Origin of the sequence: Mesorhizobium sp. Root695, assembly GCF_001428185.1 — a bacterium.
Classification (GTDB): domain Bacteria; phylum Pseudomonadota; class Alphaproteobacteria; order Rhizobiales; family Rhizobiaceae; genus Mesorhizobium.
Map to the genome: position 1 here is coordinate 338,254 of NZ_LMHO01000003.1, position 15,877 is coordinate 354,130.

Genomic DNA, 15,877 nt, shown 5'->3' on the forward strand with positions numbered 1-15,877 from the left:
ACAAATGGCGCGACCCCGGATGAGCGGGTCGAGCGGGAACGAATAGCCTGATGCAATCCTTTGATGTGGTAATCATCGGCGCGGGTGCCGCCGGAATGATGTGCGCCGTGGAGACGGCCAAGCGCGGCCGTTCGGTGCTGATCCTCGATCATGCGGCAATGCCTGGCGAAAAGATCCGCATCTCCGGCGGCGGCCGGTGCAATTTCACCAACATCCATGCCAGCCCAAAGAACTTTCTGTCGGGCAATCCGCATTTCTGCATTTCGGCGCTCAGCCGCTATACGCAGCGCGATTTCATCGCGCTCGTCGAACGCCACCGCATCGCCTATCACGAAAAGACGCTGGGACAATTGTTCTGTGACGGCTCCGCGCGCCAGATCATCGACATGCTGGTCTCGGAAATGCAGGGCAGGGGCGTGGAGCTGGCACTGTCGACCAGTGTTGAGGATGTTCGCAAAACCGTGGAGGGATTTGTGCTCACCCTCTCCACGGGTACGGTTTTCTGCCAGTCCGTTGTTGTGGCCTGCGGCGGCAAGTCGATCCCCAAGATGGGGGCGACCGGCTTCGGCTATGAGCTTGCCGAACGGTTCGGCCTCGCCATTGTCGAAACGCGGCCGGCACTGGTGCCGCTGACTTTCGATGCCAACACGCTCGAGCGGCTGGCGCCGCTGGCCGGCAATGCCGTCAACGCGGAAGTCGCCTGCGGCAAGACGCGGTTTTCCGAAGCGATGCTGTTCACGCATCGCGGCGTCAGCGGACCGTCCATCCTGCAGATCTCGTCCTATTGGCGCGAGGGCGACGAAATCCGCATCGCAATGCTGCCGGGAGTTGACGTGGCGGACCTCATTCGTATCGCCAAGCGCGGTAATGGGCGGCAGGCGGTGCAGACCGTGCTGGCAAATCATCTGCCGAAGCGGCTTGCACAGTCGATCACTGAACGAACCGGGATCGACGGCAACCTCGCCGATCTTTCCGACGCCCAGATCAAGACTGTCGCCGCCGCGGTCAATGACTGGCGCATCAAGCCTGCCGGTTCCGAGGGCTACCGCACCGCCGAAGTGACGCTGGGCGGGGTCGACACCAACGGACTGGACCAGAAGACGATGCAGGCGAAATCCGTTTCGGGCCTGTTCTTCATCGGCGAAGCCGTCGATGTCACAGGCTGGCTGGGTGGCTACAATTTCCAGTGGGCGTGGTCGTCGGGCTGGGTGGCGGGCCAGGCGGCTTAGGGTCAAACGCGTCAATTCGAAAATTGCGATGATGCTACTTCTGCACCTTCGCTCGAGTCCCCGCAGGCGCTTTCTTCTTCTTTTTGGCCTGGTTGTAATCGATGGCGGAACGGACGAGGTCTTTCAGGGCACGCTCATCGAGCCTATCGCCCTCAACTATATCGATTGCCCGCCAGACCTTGCCGCCAAAACCGTTGTTGAACAGCTTGTCGGGGTCCGGCAGGCCGGCACCATGGGAAAAGGTGAGCTTCACCTTGTCCTTGTGGGCGTTGCCGACCACGATGTTCCCGTCGAGGCACCATACAGGACTGCCCATCCACTTCCACTCCTCGACGATGTCCGGGTCGGCTGCAAGGATGGTCTTGCGGATACCGGCGAGCGTCTCGGCTCGCCAGTCCGTGAGGCCGGCGATCAACTGGTCGATCTGTTCGGACGGGTTCATTGTTTGCCTTCCTCTGCCTCGACGCGTTTCAACCGCTGTCCTACTACCAGCGCGCCAGCTGGGTGATCTGAACGAGGTTGCCGCAGCTGTCGTTCAGCTGGGCGATGGTCGAACCGGTCACCTCGGTCGGCGGCTTGATAAACGCGCCACCCTTCGCCTTGATGCGCTCGTAGTCGCCCTTGACGTCGTCGGTGAAGAACATGACCGCGGGCTGACCCTGCTTGAAGATGGCTTCCTGATAGGCCTTGGCAGCCGGGTTGTCGTTGAGCGCGAGCTGCAGCTCGGTTCCATCAGGATCTTCGGCCGAGGCCACGGTCAGCCAGCGAAAAGGCCCATTGCTGAAATCGGCCTTCTTGGTGAAGCCCAGCACGTCGGTGTAGAAGCGCAGTGCGTTTTCCTGGTTGTCCACATACACGCTGGTCAGCTTGATCTTCATCGCTACTTCTCCTTTGTCGTCTTCGGTCCCGCCCTTTCGGCAGGAAAGAATTTGAATTTTGCTCGCAGACTTCGTTGCGGCCGCTACGGGATCCAGCCGGGAAGGGCGGCGGCCTGTTTCACCCAGCCCGCCATCTGAGCCTCGTCGAACTGGTCTTCGCGGATGTCGATCCAGCGCAGGTCCTTGCTCTTCACCGTGCCGCCGGGTGGGACCGGCTGCAACGACATGCCGCTGAAGAAGTCACCTTCACGTAGTGGGTGAAGACATGAAACGACACGAACCAGCCCTGGCCCTCGATGCCGTAGAACGGCGAGTTCCATCGCACGGCCTTGCGCACATGGGGCACGTTGCGCACGTTGAGCGCCTCGAGGCGCTCGCCGAGGCCGCGCTTCCAGCCCGGCATTGCGGCGATGTAGGCCTGCACCGGGGCGTCGCCTTCGCCCTTGGCGATTTGCGGGTTGCCGCCCGAGAGCAGGACCGGCGCAGCCTTGGCCTTGGTCGATTGTCCCAACGTCTTGGCCATTCCCGCCCACTCCTATCCGCCGGCACGCTGCACGCCGCGCTCCTTGGCGGCATAGGGCAGCACGAACATGTACAGGCCGCTGAACAGCAGCAGGAAGAGCGGCAAGAGCGGCGAGTAGACCACCCAGGCGGGAGGCTGCCCAAATGCCATGGTGACGAAGTTGGCGATGACGGTCAGCGTAAAGATGATCGACAGCCAGCGATGAATTTTCCGGATCCACTTGTTCCAGTCCAATGACACCTCCCGTTAAAGCAGAGCCGAAGCGGATCCATCGATCCGCCTGCCGGCGGTTTCAATCCAGCCGCGCCAGGACGCCTTCCAGGGCAGTAAGGAACTTTTGCCAGCCGACCGTGGCGCCGCGGAAATATGGCTGCTGATCCGGCCGGAAGCCCGTCTGCTCCATGCGCAGATGGGTTCCCGTGTTCGTAGCGGTGAGCGTCCAGGTGACCACGCTCTCGAGATCCTTGGTGTCCCAGGTGTAGGACAGCGTCTTGTTGGGCTCGACCGTCTGGACCTGACAGTCGACGCCGCCCCAGTCCGCGCTGAGATTGAAGCGGTGGTCCACGACTGGCTTGAAGTTGTTCTTCATCAGCCACTCCTCGATCAGATGCGGTTGGGTGAGCGCCCGCCAGATCTTCTCCGGCGGATAGGGGATCTCACGTTCGACGACGACGGAGCGCGTTTCGGTCGCAGTGTTGGTCATTGGTCCATTCTTTTGAGCAAATTTTCGAGGTCGTCGAACCGGCTCTGCCAGAAAGCGTTCATCTGGTTCGTCCAGTCGGTCAGTGGGGAAAGTGCTGCCAGCTGGGCGCTATAATGGGTCTGCCGTCCCTCATGGCGGTCGCGCACCAGCCCGGCCTGCCGAAGCACGCCGAGATGTTTCGACACCGCCGGCTGCGAGACCCCGGACTGAGCCGTCAAAGCGCCAACGGTCTGCTCGCCTTGCTGGCACAGGCGCTCGAAGATCGCCCGACGCGTCGGATCGGAGAGCGTTCTGAAGAGGACATCGTGAGCGTTGGTCATTTGGGATTGATAACCCGGTGGCTATTGATCGACGTATAACCGTCGAGATATGTATGTGTCAAGCGGGGCGTCGATGGGGCACGATCCGGCCGTTTCCAAAAAAATCTTTCCATTGCCCCAAGGATTGGCCATTAGCCTTCGTCCAACAGGCAAATGATGGCGATGATGCTGGATGAAAGCGAAGCCTCCGACGCCGAACTGATCGGGCGGGCGAAGGGCGGAGACAGGGGGGCCTTCAGCACATTGCTGGAAAGGCACTATGACTTCGTCTATCGCGCCGCCTATCGCTGGTGCGGCAGGAAGGCCGATGCCGAAGACATCGCCCAGGAAGTCTGCGTCAGGCTTGGCAAGGCGATCCGCGACTATCGCGGCGGCGGCGCTTTCACGACATGGCTCTATTCCGTGACGATGAACGCCGCGCGCGACATGATGCGCAAGACCGCACGCGAGACGGTCAAGACCGAGGCCTACGGCGTCCATGCGCTGATCTCGGGCGAGGCGTCAGTCGAACCGGAGGACCCGGCCGAAGCGCTCTGGGTAGCGGTTCGGCAATTGCCCGACAAGCAACGCGACGCGGTGCTGCTGGTCTATGGCGAAGGGTTGAGCCACGCGGCCGCCGCCGAGGCGATGGCGATCTCGGAGACGACGGTTTCCTGGCACATCCATGAAGCGAAGAAACGGCTGAAGACGCTGATGCGCTCGGCCGGGGAAGTGTGACCATGGTCGACGACAACGAACTCAAGAGACTGCGCGACATCGCAGCACCGGCACCGGGCGAGGGCGCGAAGGCGCGCGCCTTCGACGCCGCCCTGCGCGCCTACGATCAGGAAAATATTTCTTCTGTCACCCAAGGATCGGTTGGCGGGCTTCGTCTCACAGAGCGAGCACAAAAGCTCTGGAGCGAGATCATGCAAAAGAAACTCATTGCCACGCCGGCCCTTGCCGGGCTCGTCGCCCTGCCGATCGCCGGATACGCCACCTTCCATCTGCTGAGGGAACAGCCGCCCAAATTCGGCGGCGACGAGAAGATCAGCGAGACGCTGGCCGACAAGCCGGCGACCGTGAAGCCGACGACCGCCGAGCCGAAGCCGGTCCGCACCGAGTTGGACAAGGACAAGAAGGCCGACGCGGATGCGGAAAGCCGAGACGCTGCTGACGCGCTGCTTGCGCCAGCTTCGCCGCCGAAATCCGAAGCTCCGGCGAAAATCAACGAAACAGAATACGGCACTTTGCAGACCAACAAGAAGGCGCCCACGCCAGCCCCGACTGGTGGGTTTGCGCTCGATGGCACGACAAGTGCGCCCAGCACGTCGCGGGCCCGCATGCCGGCCGAGTCCAAGCTGATGGTGCAACAGCAACCGGCCATGGCGCCGGCCGACCAGATGCAGCCGCAACCGGAAAACCGCGACCGCATCGAGGATTTCAAGACCAATCCGGTGCATGCGGCACTCGAGGATCCAGTCTCGACCTTCTCGATCGACGTCGACACGGCCTCCTATTCCTTTGTGCGCAGCTCGCTGAAGCAGGGCACCCTGCCGCAGGCCGATACGGTGCGCGTCGAGGAGATGATCAACTACTTCCCCTATGACTGGAAGGGTCCGGATTCTGCATCGACACCGTTCAACTCGACCGTCAGCGTGATGCCGACGCCGTGGAGCACGCAGACCAGGCTGATGCATGTCGCCATCAAGGGCTTTGACGTCAAGCCGGCCGAGCAGCCGAAGGCCAATCTGGTCTTCCTGATCGATGTCTCGGGCTCGATGGACGAGCCGGACAAGCTGCCGCTGCTCAAATCGGCTTTCCGACTGCTGGTCAGCAAGCTGAAGGCGGACGACACCATCTCGATCGTCACCTATGCGGGTGACGCCGGCACAGTTCTGGAGCCGACCAAGGCGTCTGAAAAGGACAAGATTCTCAGTGCCATCGACAATTTGACGCCAGGCGGTAGCACGGCCGGCGAGGCGGGCATCAAGGAAGCCTACAGGTTGGCGCAAAAATCCTTCGTCAAGGATGGCGTCAACCGGGTGATGCTTGCCACTGACGGCGACTTCAATGTCGGCCAGAGCGACGACGATGATCTGAAGCGGTTGATCGAAAAGGAGCGCAAGACCGGTGTCTTCCTGTCGGTGTTCGGCTTCGGCCGCGGCAATCTGAACGACCAGATGATGCAGACCATCGCCCAGAACGGCAACGGCACCGCCGCCTATATCGACACGCTGGCCGAAGCGGAAAAGGTGCTGGTCGAGGACGCCTCCTCGACACTGTTCACCATCGCCAAGGACGTGAAGATCCAAGTCGAGTTCAACCCGAACAAGGTCTCCGAATATCGCCTGATCGGCTACGAGACCCGCGCCTTGAACCGCGAGGATTTCAACAATGACCGCGTCGATGCCGGCGATATCGGCTCCGGCCACTCGGTCACCGCGATCTACGAGATCACGCCGAAGGGCAGTGGCGGCGAGCAGATCGATCCGCTGCGCTATGGCCAGGCTACGGTCAATAATGGCGGCGTCGCCAATGCGGACGAATATGCCTTCGTCAAGATCCGCTACAAGCTGCCGAATGAAGACGTCTCGAAGCTGATCACCACGCCGGTGACCTCCGCCAACGAGATTTCGTCCTTCGACCAGGCCAGCACCGACCAGCGTTTCTCGGTCGCTGTCGCCGCCTTCGGCCAGAAGCTGCGCGACGAGGATGCGACCGCGAAGTTCGGTTACGACAAGATCCTGGAGATCGCCACTGCCGCTCGAGGAGCCGACCCGTTTGGGTACAGGTCCGAGTTCCTCTCGCTTGTGCGCCTTGCCTCGGCGCTGGGCGGTAACCGGTAGTGGTGATGAAGGCCGGTTTCTTTCAGATGGGATCGTTCTGATACGGGAAACCGACCAACGGGCGGGTGAGGCAGGCCGGCGAGGGGTTCATTCTCTTGCCGGCCTTTTTTTGAGGAATTTCCTGGTCGTTAAATTGCACGGCATTTCCGGTACCGGATCGCAACTCCCTCTTGCTACACGGGACAGGTGTACTGGGCTTGAGGGAGCCGAAATTGCAGATCAGAAGTATCGCCAACTCGATGCCCCCGGCACGGGACGTCTCGGTTTCATCAGCCCCATCATCAGAATCCAGGCGTATCAGTGACGATGTCGCACAGGCGCGCAACACCGCCATGTCGGCGCTGACCAACGACCGCTTCCGCGTTATGCTGGAGCAGATAACCGATCCGGTTTCATCCGGCGCGCTGATGACGAGGCGCGGCGACAATGTGGTCGATTTCAAGTCGGCGCAGTCAAGCTACGCCGACAACAGCGAATAATCGAAAACCGATAAGGTCAGGCCCGGCTGCGGCGGCGCTCGCGGCGGGCTTCGCTGGTTTCGACGGTGTTTTCCGTCGCCACCTTGTTGCGCATCGGACCGATGCGCTCGACGATCGCGGCAACCGTCGGACGATCCGCCCTGGTGTGCGCGTCGAGCGCCTTGCGCATGGCGGCAAGGTGCTGGAACGAGGTGCCGCAGCAGCCGCCGATTATTTTGGCGCCGCCATCGACGGCGAGCCTGACATAGTCGGCCATCAGTTCGGGCGTGCCGGAATAATGGATTTCGGTGCCGCGGAATTCGGGAATGCCGCAATTGCCCTTGACGATCACCGTTGCCTCCGGTTTCGCCTCGGTCATGTCGAGCAGCGAGGCCAGGATGTCGGACGCGCCGACGCCGCAATTGGCGCCGACGCCGAGCGGCGTCTGCGACAAGCCATCGGTGACGCCGTGGATGTCCTTCGGCAGCAGGCCCATCATGGTACGGCCGGCTGTGTCGAAGGAACCGGTGTAGGTGTAGGGCAGGCCGACGCGGATGGCAGCCTCGGCGGCGGCGCGGATCTCATCGGGAGCCGACATCGTCTCGATCCAGGCAACTTCGGCGCCGCCTTCCTTGAGGCCCTCGATCTGCTCGGCGAAGGCGTCGACCGCCTCGTCATAGGTCATGGCGCCAAGCGGCACCAGCAATTCGCCGGTCGGGCCGACCGAGCCGGCGACGATCACCTTGCGGCCGGCCTTGTCGGCGACGGCGCGCGCGAGCTCGGCGGCGCGCTTGTTCAGCGCATGCACGCGATCCTGCGCATGGTGAAGCTTCAAGCGGTGACGGGTGCCCCCGAACGAGTTGGTGAGGATGATGTCGGCGCCGGCATCGACGAAATTCTGGTGCAGGCTGGTGATGGTGTCAGGCGCCGTCTCGTTCAGCAGCTCGGGTGCCTCGCCGGCCTCCAGACCCATGGCAAACAAATTGGTGCCGGTGGCGCCATCGGCCAACAGCACGCCCTTTTCAGCCAGCAGCGCATCGATCGGGTTGGTGGTCGTCATCGGATGGGCTTTCATGTTTCGAAGTCGAATAAGGATATAAAGAAGTCTTTATGTGTAGTCAATGAAATAACGGCAGCGCGGCCGCCAATGCGGCGGCGGGTTTCCATCCGAGGGATCATGATTGCGGAAGCTCAGACAGTGCCTGTTGGGAACGACATGCCGGCCAGTCTGTGCGCGAAGCCGGCCGCCTCATGTGCATTGATGTCGGCGGCGCGGATGAGATTGTCGAAGTGCTGGATCAGCGTCTGGATCGGCTGGGTGGCGTTTAGCACCAGATACATGTCGCCGACATAGATGGCGGCACGATAGGGCCCGAAGATGGTGTAGGGGATCGAATAGCGCATCCGCCCGTCATAGAGAAACAGCCGGAAGGTCGGGTAGAGATCGTCGAGCAGCGTCGCCATGTGCAGCAGCTGCGCGCGCCGGTCGGCTTCGGGGAAACGGTCCCAGACACCCAGCCCGCGGGCAAAGATCTCCAGCGTGTGGCGCGGCATGCAGACTTCCATGTCGGTTTCCGGCCGCCTGTTATAATCGATGCGGTATTGCGTTTCTCCGGCCTGCGCCAGGCGGCTCTTGTTGGCGATGCCCGCCTCGTAGTCGACCAGCGCTTCGGTGCGCAGAAGGTCGGGAATGCCGGCCGGCACGTAGCGGATCTTGGTACCTGCCGCCTCGGCGTGCCATTTGGCCAGAAGCGTGCGGTCGAAACCGTCGGGCGCTTCCTCGATCTCCAGGCTCTCGCGGATCTCGCCGGTGAGGCCTTCGTCCTGACTGAGGCCGAGAAGCCAGTCCAGCGACACCTTGAACTCGGCGGCGATGTTGAGCAGCGTTTCGGCGCGGGGCAGGCGGGTCGAGGCGCCCGACAGCAGCTGCGACAGCGCCGAGCGGTCGATGCCGACCGCGGTCGCGAAGGCCGACTGGTTGAGGTCGGAGCGTGTCAAGAGCATTTTCAGGCGTTCGCGGAAGATCGTCGACAGGTCGCGCTTGTCCATGTCCGTGCTCCAGGCCGATTGAGGAAAAATTTGCGCCGAAGCCGCTCTGGGGCTGCTTCAGGCGTAAATTAATCCCTAAGTCTGTTTACAATATATAACATGTGCGGTCAAAAATGCGCAATCGCAACAGTTTGTGCACTTTGTCTCGTTGAGTGGAATCATTTCTCCTGACACAATGCTGTCAGGAACCAATTCCGGCGACTGAGGGACAGTGGTCGATAGCATGACGAGCAAGAGCATCAGGCGACACAGCGTACCGGCCATCGAGTGGCCGACCGTGGTACTCGCCTTCTTCTGTTACGCAGCATGGCTCGCCACGGGTTTCCTACTCTGGCCATCCTACCCCGTCCTGGCACTCGCCGTCCTGGCTTTCACCGCCGCACTGCAGTCCTCGATTATGCACGAAGTGCTGCACGGTCATCCGACGCGCAACGCGCGGGTCAACGAAGCCTTTGTGTTCCTGCCGATCGGTCTGGTCTGGCCATTCCGCCGCTTCAAGACCATCCATCTGCGCCACCACGCCGACGAGCGGCTGACCGATCCGCTGGACGATCCCGAGAGCTATTATCAAGCCCTCTGGCAGCATGACGAGCTGCCGCCGACGATGAAATTCCTGCTCAAGATCAACAACACCATGGCCGGCCGTTTCGTGCTCGGCCCCTGGCTGTCCTGCGTCGGCTTCTTCATCGACGACGCCAGGCAAATGATCGCCGGCGACCAGGCGATCCGCAAGGCGTGGCTGCTGCATGCGATCGGCCTTGCCATCGTGATACCGATCGTCCAGTTCGGCTTCGGCATCCCGCTGTGGCTTTACATTCTGGTGCCGGTCTGGCTCGGCCAGTCGCTGATCTCGATCCGCACTTTCGCCGAGCATCAATGGTCGGAACATCCGGAAGGCCGCACGGTGATCGTCGAGCGCTCGCCGCTGTCGTTCCTGTTCCTCAACAACAATCTGCATTTCGTCCACCACAAGACGCCGACCGTAGCCTGGTACAAGCTGCCCAAGCTGTTTCGTGACCGCCGTGAGGAATGGCTGCGGATGAACAATGGCTATGCCTATCCGAACTATTTCGCGCTGATCAAAGCCTATGCCTTCAAGGCGAAAGAACCGATCGTGCACCCGGTGCTGCGGCGCGCACCGGAACCGGGCAGGGCCTTCAAGCCGCGCATCAGGGCGCGCAGCATCAGCGGGCTTGGCAGCGCGCCGGTCCCCGCCGAGCCGCCCAAGGAATGAGTTTTTGCGGCAGCCATGTGCTGCCTGCTAGACTGGCTGCGGTCGGTTCCCTTCAATCCCGGGCATAATGGTCAGATTCCGACATGAGCGAATTGATTGCGGCGTTGCCGATGTATGATGGGCCCGAAGTGCGCGACGAGGTCGACGCCCAGTGGGCGCGGTTGCGCGATGCCTTCCGGCAAAAGGGCATCGACGCGCCGCAAACCCTGGTGCGCTGCAATGGTGACCTGCCACCGGTGCCGGGCGGTATTCGCGATGCTGAGGGGAAACTCGTTGCGCCCGACCCGGCGACATTGCCGCCGGACGAACTCGATTTTCACAGACTGTGGCTGCACCCAGCACTGTTGTTCGCTCAGACCTGCTGGGGACCGATGGAGTTCGGCCTGTCCAAGCATGTGCAGGTGGTCGGCCAGCCGAGCTACGACGCCTATGAAGGCGGGCAGGGCGAACTCTATTCGAGCGCTCTGGTGATGCGGAAAGGCGAGGGGCCGGAAGTTCGATCGTCTGCGGATGGCAGCCCCTTGCTCCCGCTGGATCTGATCCGTGGCAAGCGCTTCACCTTCAACAGCCTCGATTCGATGTCGGGATTCCTCGGACTGACGCGCGACCTGCAAGCGGCCGGCGAAAGCCTGGACATCTTCTCGTCTCGCAGCGAAAGCGACGGCCACCGTGCTTCGATCATCGCCGTTGCCGAAGGCAGCGCCGATGTTGCGGCGATCGACTGCGAGAGCTGGGCGCTGGCGCAACGCTTCGATCAAGCGGCGAAAAAAGTGGCGGTCGTCGGCTGGACGGGACGGCGCAAAGGCCTGCCTTACATCACCGCCGCAACAACGCCGGAAAAGACGGTCCGGGCGCTGCGTGAGGCCATTGCTGGGCTAGCTGAGCAGCCTCGCATCCAACGGGTAGGTTGAGAGCTGTTCGTTGCCGGTCTCGGTGATGAGGATCTGCTCCTCGATCTTGACACCTTCGTGCCCGCCAAGCCGGCCAATGTAACTCTCCACACATAGCACCATGCCGGGTTCCAGCAGGCCGTCCGGCGTGTCTGATGTCCAGTCGCTGGCATGCGGCAGCGTCGGATACTCATCGGCCAGGCCGACGCCGTGATAGAGCACGCCGTAACGCGTCGAGAAGCAGTCGCCGGGCGGCACCGCCGAGCGTTCGACAAGGTCGCGGAAAGAGATGCCGGGCTGCATCAGAGCCGTGTTGTGTTTGATCTGATCGGCGGCGATGCGGAACAGGTCGCGCTGTTCATTGGTCGGCTTTGTATCGCCGCACAGCCATGTGCGCGACAGGTCAGCGCAGAAACCGTAGGGGCCGATCAGGTCGGTGTCGAACGCGACGAGGTCGCCAGCCTCGATCTTGCGTGACGAGCATTCCTGGAACCACGGATTGGTGCGCGGGCCCGACGTCAGCAACCGGGTCTCGATCCATTCGCCGCCGCGCGCAATGTTGCCGCGATGAAGTTCCGCCCACAGTTCGTTCTCGGAAATGCCAGGCTTCAGCGCCTGTTCCATCTCGCCCATCGCCGCCTCGCAAGCGACGATCGCCCGGCGCATGGCGAGGATCTCGTCGGGTGATTTGATCAGCCGCGCGTTTTCCATCACCGCTTCGCCATTGCCGATGGAAATGCCGAGTCGGGCGAGTTCCTCGACGCCTTCCGGGTTGATGTGGTCGACGGCGATGCGGCTGTTGCCGCCGCCATGTTCCCGGACCAGATCGGCGATACCGGTGGCCCAGCGGCGGACTTTCTGCTCGGTCAGCTCGCCGCCATAAAGATACATCCACGACACCGCTGGCCGCACCTCGTCGACCACGCCGGAATGATCGGACAGGTGCTCGCAGGAAAAATAATCGAACAGCACCACCGGGCCTTCAGTGGCGACAAAGCAATGCCGCGTCGGATTGTGGGCCACCCACAGCTGCATGTTGGTGCTGTCGGTGGCGTAGCGGATGTTGACGGGGTCATAGAGCAAGGCGCCGGCATAGCCACGGCGCTTCAGTTCGGCGCGGATGCGGTCCAGCCGATATTGGCGCATGACGGGCAGATCGGGAGCGGCAATGCCTGCCGCGAACCATTCAGCCTCTGCCTGTGCGCCATAGCCCAGCACATGCTGGTTGAGCGACGCCGCCTTGTGACGGGAGGCGTCGCGGAGAGCCTCGATCGAGCCTGGCTCGAACGGCATGATCTTGCGATGGCGGCCAAAACTGCCCTTTGGCGCCCCGTTCTCCATGACCGAACCTCACGTCCGCATCTTCTCGCCGCTTGGGTCGAAGGGCGCCTCGACATTGATGCGGGCCGGCCGGCGGTGTCCGAGGATCTCGATCTCGAACAGGCCCGCACTTTCGTCCTCGGCAAGGGCTGCCGGCACATAGCCTTGCGCCATCGACTTCTGCACATAGTGGGCGTAGCCGCCCGACGTGACCCAGCCAACCACACGCCAGTCGCCATCGATGATGCCGCGCACGGCGGACGCGCCTTCGGCAGCCTTGGAGCCGCGTATTTCCTTGCCGGCCTTGTCGAAGCGCGGCGCGCCGTAGCCATGCGGCTTTTCCACCGTGCCATAGTCCTTGCTGACCTTGGCCCAGATCGGCTCGTCGCCCATCACATCGGCATCGGCGGCATCGACGATGAAGGAGACGCGGCGCAGTTTTGGTCCCTCGGCCTGTTCCTTGGCGGCAGCCTCGCGGCCGATGAAATCGTTTTTCTCCAGCTTGATGAAGCGGTCCATCGCGCCTTCGAACGGTCCGTAGATCGGCCGCAACTCGCGGAACCAGGTCGGAAAGTTCTTTTCCAGGCGCATCGACAGCAGAGCGCGCATGCCGAAATCGACGAGGCCGAATTCCTCGCCGGCGTCCTTGATCTGATGATAGACGAGGCGCTGGTAGGCCGGCGCCATCCAGATCTCGTAGCCGAGGTCGCCGGTGTAGGTGATGCGGTTGACCAGGCACGGCGCGCCGCCAACCGCCATCTCGCGGAAATCCATGAAGCGGAAGGATTTGGTCGAGATGTCGACGTCCACGAGCTTTTGTAGCAAATCCCGCGCGCTTGGCCCGGCGATCGACAGGCCGACCAGCGTCTGGTCGAAGCGGTGGATGCGCACCGACCCGTCCTTCGGCAGATGCTTTTCGAACCAGCGCATGTGGTATTTCTGCGCCGCCGACGAGCCCCAGATCATGAAACGGTCTTCCGATGCCTTGGCGATGGTGAAGTCGCCAATCAGCTTGCCGAATTCGTTGAGCATCGGCGTCAGCACGATGCGGCCGGTCTTCGGCATGCGGTTGGTCATCAGCCGGTTGAGGAAATCTTCCGCCCCAGGGCCCGACACTTCGTATTTGGCGAAGTTGGCGATCTCGGTGACGCCGACGCGATCACGCGTGGCGCGCACTTCCTCGCCGATCGGTCCAAAATCGTTGGAACGGTGGAAGGAGACAATGTCCTTCGGTTCCTTGCCCTTCGGTGCGAACCAGAGCGGCGTTTCGAGACCCCAGGAGTCGCCCATGACGGCATTGTTGGCGAGCATCGTGTCGTAGAGCGGCGTCGTCTGCGCCGGGCGTGCGGCCGGCAGTTCCTCGTTGGGGAACCGGATGGAGAAGCGACGCGAATAGTTTTCGCGCACCTTGGCGTTGGTGTAGCGCAGGCCTGCCCATTCGCCGAAGCGGGTGACATCCATGCCCCAGACATCGAAGCCGGGGTCGCCATGCACCATCCAGTTGGACAGCGCCAGACCGACACCGCCGCCCTGGCTGAAGCCGGCCATCACGGCGCAGGCGCACCAGAAATTGGTCAGGCCCTGTACCGGGCCGACCAGCGGGTTGCCGTCGAGCGCGAAGGTGAAGGGGCCGTTGATGATCTGCTTGATGCCGGCCTTCTCGATGCCGGGGAAATGCTTGAAGCCGATTTCCAGCGACGGCGCGATGCGGTCGAGGTCCGGCGGCAGCAATTCATGGCCGAAATCCCAAGGGGTGTTGACTGGCGACCACGGCTTGCAGGCCTTCTCATAGGTGCCGAGCAGGATGCCGTTGCGCTCCTGGCGGGTGTAGATCTCGCCCTTGAAGTCGAGCACGCCGATCATCTCGCGCCCGGTCGACTTGTTGAATTCCTCGACCTCCGGCATCGGCTCGGTCAGGAGATACATGTGCTCCATGGCCAACACCGGCAGCTCGACGCCGACCATGCGGCCGATCTCGCGCGCCCACAGGCCGCCGCAGTTGACGACATGCTCGGCCTTAACCGTGCCCTGTTCTGTGACGACGTTCCAGGTGCCGTCGACCTCTTGCGTCAGTTCGACGACGCGGTTGCGCAGCACGATTTCGGCGCCGAGTTTTTTGGCCGCCTTGGAGTAGGCGATCGTGGTGCCGGACGGGTCGAGATGGCCTTCGACCGGATCCCACATGGCGCCGACGAAATTGGTCTCGTCCATCAGCGGGAACATCGCCTTGGCCTCGGACGGGGTGATCAGTTCGGTGTCCATGCCGAGATAGCGGCCCTTGGCGTGGGCAAGGCGCAGGAAGTCCATGCGCTCGGGCGTATCGGCCATCATCACGCCGCCGGTCAGGTGCAGCGAGCAGGATTGGCCTGATATCTCCTCGATCTCCTTGTAGAGCTGCACCGTATAGGCCTGCAGCTTGGCGACGTTGGGGTCGCCGTTCAGCGTGTGAAAGCCGCCCGCCGCGTGCCAGGACGAGCCAGAGGTGAGTTCGGAGCGCTCGATCAGCATGATGTCGGTCCAGCCGGCCTTGGCCAGGTGGTAGAGAACCGAGCAGCCGACGACGCCGCCGCCGATGACAACCGCTTTTACATGAGATTTCATCTAGATGGGTCCGTTTTTGAAGAGATTGAATCGGGTGAGTGCGGCATGAAAACAAAGCGGAGATCGGATGCGGCGATGTTCTCGACCAGCCTGCCATCAAGCGCGGCGAGGATGGTTTCACAGACCGAGGTACGCTGTCTCAGGACGTCATCGCTCCAAACACGCAGGATCGAATAGCCTTGAGCGCGCATGAAATCATCGCGGCGGCGATCATAGGAACTGCCGGCGTGTTGGGGCCCGTCGACTTCCACGACAAGCCATTTTTCGCGGCAGGCGAAGTCCGCGTAGTATGGTCCGATAGAGAACTGTCGCGTGAACTTGTAGCCGCCAAGTCTGCGGGCTTTTAACTCAAGCCAAAGCAGCGCTTCGGCCTGGTTGTCATCTTGCCTGAGTTTTCTGGCTCGCTGGGTGGTGCCCGTTTTGCGGCGGCTGCGTGTTGCGGGGCGGGCTTCCCCCACTCCGTCGCCGCTTCGCGGCGCCACCTTGTATCTACACGAGAGAGATTTCGTGGGATTAGAGCGATTGAGCCAAGGTCCGGGTGGCCGCCCGGACCTTGGCTTGGCGAAGTCGCCCGTACCANACCTTGTATCTACACGAGAGAGATTTCGTGGGATTAGAGCGATTGAGCCAAGGTCCGGGTGGCCGCCCGGACCTTGGCTTGGCGAAGTCGCCCGTACCACCTGAGGTTACAGCCGCGGGAGAGCTTGGGACCTTCGCCTTCATCACGCACGACCGAACAGTCGCTTGTTCCAACCGTACGCACAAGGCAGGTTACCGTGAACAAGATTATTTGTGGAGTTGATGTTTCGAAAGATTGGCTGGACGCGCATGTCTGGCCGGGCGG

16 protein-coding genes and 1 pseudogene are annotated in these 15,877 nt (G+C 62.2%); 6 read left to right on the top strand and 11 right to left on the bottom strand.

Annotated features, from left to right (window positions below):
* The first annotated feature begins 50 nt into the window (after positions 1-50).
* Complete coding sequence (locus ASD99_RS05760; protein ID WP_056596299.1) at positions 51-1,229, top strand: NAD(P)/FAD-dependent oxidoreductase; 1,179 nt, start codon at positions 51-53, stop codon at positions 1,227-1,229.
* Between the two features lie 34 nt (positions 1,230-1,263).
* Here ASD99_RS05760 and ASD99_RS05765 read toward each other — a convergent pair whose 3' ends face one another.
* From ASD99_RS05765 to ASD99_RS05790, 6 genes and pseudogenes are all read right to left on the bottom strand, one after another.
* Positions 1,264-1,671: a DUF1801 domain-containing protein gene (locus tag ASD99_RS05765; RefSeq protein ID WP_056596296.1), complete on the bottom strand. Its 408-nt coding sequence runs from the start codon at positions 1,669-1,671 to the stop codon at positions 1,264-1,266.
* Between the two features lie 43 nt (positions 1,672-1,714).
* Positions 1,715-2,107, bottom strand: a complete 393-nt coding sequence (locus ASD99_RS05770) for a VOC family protein (protein WP_057142973.1) — start codon at positions 2,105-2,107, stop codon at positions 1,715-1,717.
* 83 nt (positions 2,108-2,190) lie between these two features.
* Positions 2,191-2,630: pseudogene (locus ASD99_RS05775) on the bottom strand (DUF1801 domain-containing protein).
* 12 nt (positions 2,631-2,642) lie between these two features.
* Positions 2,643-2,864 (bottom strand): hypothetical protein, encoded by a 222-nt coding sequence (locus ASD99_RS05780; protein ID WP_057142974.1) that lies wholly within the window; start codon positions 2,862-2,864, stop codon positions 2,643-2,645.
* Between the two features lie 58 nt (positions 2,865-2,922).
* A complete protein-coding gene (locus ASD99_RS05785; protein ID WP_056596287.1) occupies positions 2,923-3,333 on the bottom strand; it encodes an SRPBCC family protein in 411 nt (136 codons plus the stop codon).
* Positions 3,330-3,653 (bottom strand): ArsR/SmtB family transcription factor, encoded by a 324-nt coding sequence (locus ASD99_RS05790; protein ID WP_056596284.1) that lies wholly within the window; start codon positions 3,651-3,653, stop codon positions 3,330-3,332. The genes ASD99_RS05785 and ASD99_RS05790 overlap by 4 nt, the downstream gene beginning before the upstream one ends.
* Positions 3,654-3,809: 156 nt before the next feature.
* On the opposite strand from ASD99_RS05790, the gene ASD99_RS05795 reads away from it, so the two are divergent.
* The 3 genes from ASD99_RS05795 (at position 3,810) to ASD99_RS33830 (ending at position 6,960) form a co-directional block, all read left to right on the top strand.
* Positions 3,810-4,370 (top strand): RNA polymerase sigma factor, encoded by a 561-nt coding sequence (locus tag ASD99_RS05795; protein WP_056596281.1) that lies wholly within the window; start codon positions 3,810-3,812, stop codon positions 4,368-4,370.
* Between the two features lie 2 nt (positions 4,371-4,372).
* The gene (locus ASD99_RS05800) at positions 4,373-6,481 is read left to right on the top strand and encodes a vWA domain-containing protein (RefSeq protein ID WP_057142975.1); all 2,109 of its coding nucleotides are present in this window, start codon (positions 4,373-4,375) and stop codon (positions 6,479-6,481) included.
* 212 nt (positions 6,482-6,693) lie between these two features.
* Positions 6,694-6,960, top strand: a complete 267-nt coding sequence (locus ASD99_RS33830; protein WP_244483032.1) for a hypothetical protein — start codon at positions 6,694-6,696, stop codon at positions 6,958-6,960.
* A gap of 16 nt (positions 6,961-6,976) precedes the next feature.
* On the opposite strand, the gene bmt is transcribed toward ASD99_RS33830, so the two are convergent.
* Together bmt and ASD99_RS05815 are read right to left on the bottom strand one after the other, a co-directional pair.
* Positions 6,977-7,999 carry a betaine--homocysteine S-methyltransferase gene (gene bmt, locus ASD99_RS05810; RefSeq protein WP_057142998.1) on the bottom strand — a complete coding sequence of 341 codons (1,023 nt, stop codon included), beginning with the start codon at positions 7,997-7,999 and terminating at the stop codon, positions 6,977-6,979.
* Positions 8,000-8,130: 131 nt separating this feature from the next.
* Positions 8,131-8,988: a helix-turn-helix domain-containing protein gene (locus ASD99_RS05815; RefSeq protein WP_056596272.1), complete on the bottom strand. Its 858-nt coding sequence runs from the start codon at positions 8,986-8,988 to the stop codon at positions 8,131-8,133.
* Positions 8,989-9,211: 223 nt separating this feature from the next.
* On the opposite strand from ASD99_RS05815, the gene ASD99_RS05820 reads away from it, so the two are divergent.
* Complete coding sequence (locus tag ASD99_RS05820) at positions 9,212-10,222, top strand: fatty acid desaturase (protein WP_056596269.1); 1,011 nt, start codon at positions 9,212-9,214, stop codon at positions 10,220-10,222.
* Between the two features lie 83 nt (positions 10,223-10,305).
* Positions 10,306-11,133: a phosphate/phosphite/phosphonate ABC transporter substrate-binding protein gene (locus ASD99_RS05825; protein WP_057142976.1), complete on the top strand. Its 828-nt coding sequence runs from the start codon at positions 10,306-10,308 to the stop codon at positions 11,131-11,133.
* Here the strand turns inward: ASD99_RS05825 and ASD99_RS05830 are convergent.
* From ASD99_RS05830 to ASD99_RS31860, 3 genes are read right to left on the bottom strand one after another with little or no spacing between them, the layout of a single operon-like run.
* Positions 11,098-12,453, bottom strand: coding sequence for a M24 family metallopeptidase (locus ASD99_RS05830; RefSeq protein ID WP_057142977.1), 1,356 nt, complete (start codon positions 12,451-12,453; stop codon positions 11,098-11,100). The genes ASD99_RS05825 and ASD99_RS05830 overlap by 36 nt on opposite strands.
* Before the next feature lie 9 nt (positions 12,454-12,462).
* On the bottom strand, positions 12,463-15,033 hold the full coding sequence (locus ASD99_RS05835; RefSeq protein ID WP_057142978.1) for a GcvT family protein: 2,571 nt from the start codon (positions 15,031-15,033) through the stop codon (positions 12,463-12,465).
* On the bottom strand, positions 15,030-15,491 hold the full coding sequence (locus ASD99_RS31860) for an endonuclease domain-containing protein (RefSeq protein WP_244497626.1): 462 nt from the start codon (positions 15,489-15,491) through the stop codon (positions 15,030-15,032). The genes ASD99_RS05835 and ASD99_RS31860 overlap by 4 nt, the downstream gene beginning before the upstream one ends.
* Positions 15,492-15,877: the final 386 nt, after the last annotated feature.

Excerpts from the sequence above, each read along its gene's own strand:
- ASD99_RS05785 (WP_056596287.1), bottom strand. The coding sequence starts at position 3,333 with ATGACCAACACTGCGACCGAAACGCGCTCCGTCGTCGTCGAACGTGAG.
- ASD99_RS05790 (WP_056596284.1), bottom strand. The coding sequence starts at position 3,653 with ATGACCAACGCTCACGATGTCCTCTTCAGAACGCTCTCCGATCCGACG.
- ASD99_RS05830 (WP_057142977.1), bottom strand. The coding sequence starts at position 12,453 with ATGGAGAACGGGGCGCCAAAGGGCAGTTTTGGCCGCCATCGCAAGATC.
- ASD99_RS05795 (WP_056596281.1), top strand. The coding sequence starts at position 3,810 with ATGGCGATGATGCTGGATGAAAGCGAAGCCTCCGACGCCGAACTGATC.
- ASD99_RS05765 (WP_056596296.1), bottom strand. The coding sequence starts at position 1,671 with ATGAACCCGTCCGAACAGATCGACCAGTTGATCGCCGGCCTCACGGAC.
- ASD99_RS05835 (WP_057142978.1), bottom strand. The coding sequence starts at position 15,033 with ATGAAATCTCATGTAAAAGCGGTTGTCATCGGCGGCGGCGTCGTCGGC.
- ASD99_RS05815 (WP_056596272.1), bottom strand. The coding sequence starts at position 8,988 with ATGGACAAGCGCGACCTGTCGACGATCTTCCGCGAACGCCTGAAAATG.
- ASD99_RS05825 (WP_057142976.1), top strand. The coding sequence starts at position 10,306 with ATGAGCGAATTGATTGCGGCGTTGCCGATGTATGATGGGCCCGAAGTG.
- ASD99_RS05760 (WP_056596299.1), top strand. The coding sequence starts at position 51 with ATGCAATCCTTTGATGTGGTAATCATCGGCGCGGGTGCCGCCGGAATG.
- ASD99_RS05770 (WP_057142973.1), bottom strand. The coding sequence starts at position 2,107 with ATGAAGATCAAGCTGACCAGCGTGTATGTGGACAACCAGGAAAACGCA.
- ASD99_RS05800 (WP_057142975.1), top strand. The coding sequence starts at position 4,373 with ATGGTCGACGACAACGAACTCAAGAGACTGCGCGACATCGCAGCACCG.
- ASD99_RS05820 (WP_056596269.1), top strand. The coding sequence starts at position 9,212 with ATGACGAGCAAGAGCATCAGGCGACACAGCGTACCGGCCATCGAGTGG.
- bmt (WP_057142998.1), bottom strand. The coding sequence starts at position 7,999 with ATGACGACCACCAACCCGATCGATGCGCTGCTGGCTGAAAAGGGCGTG.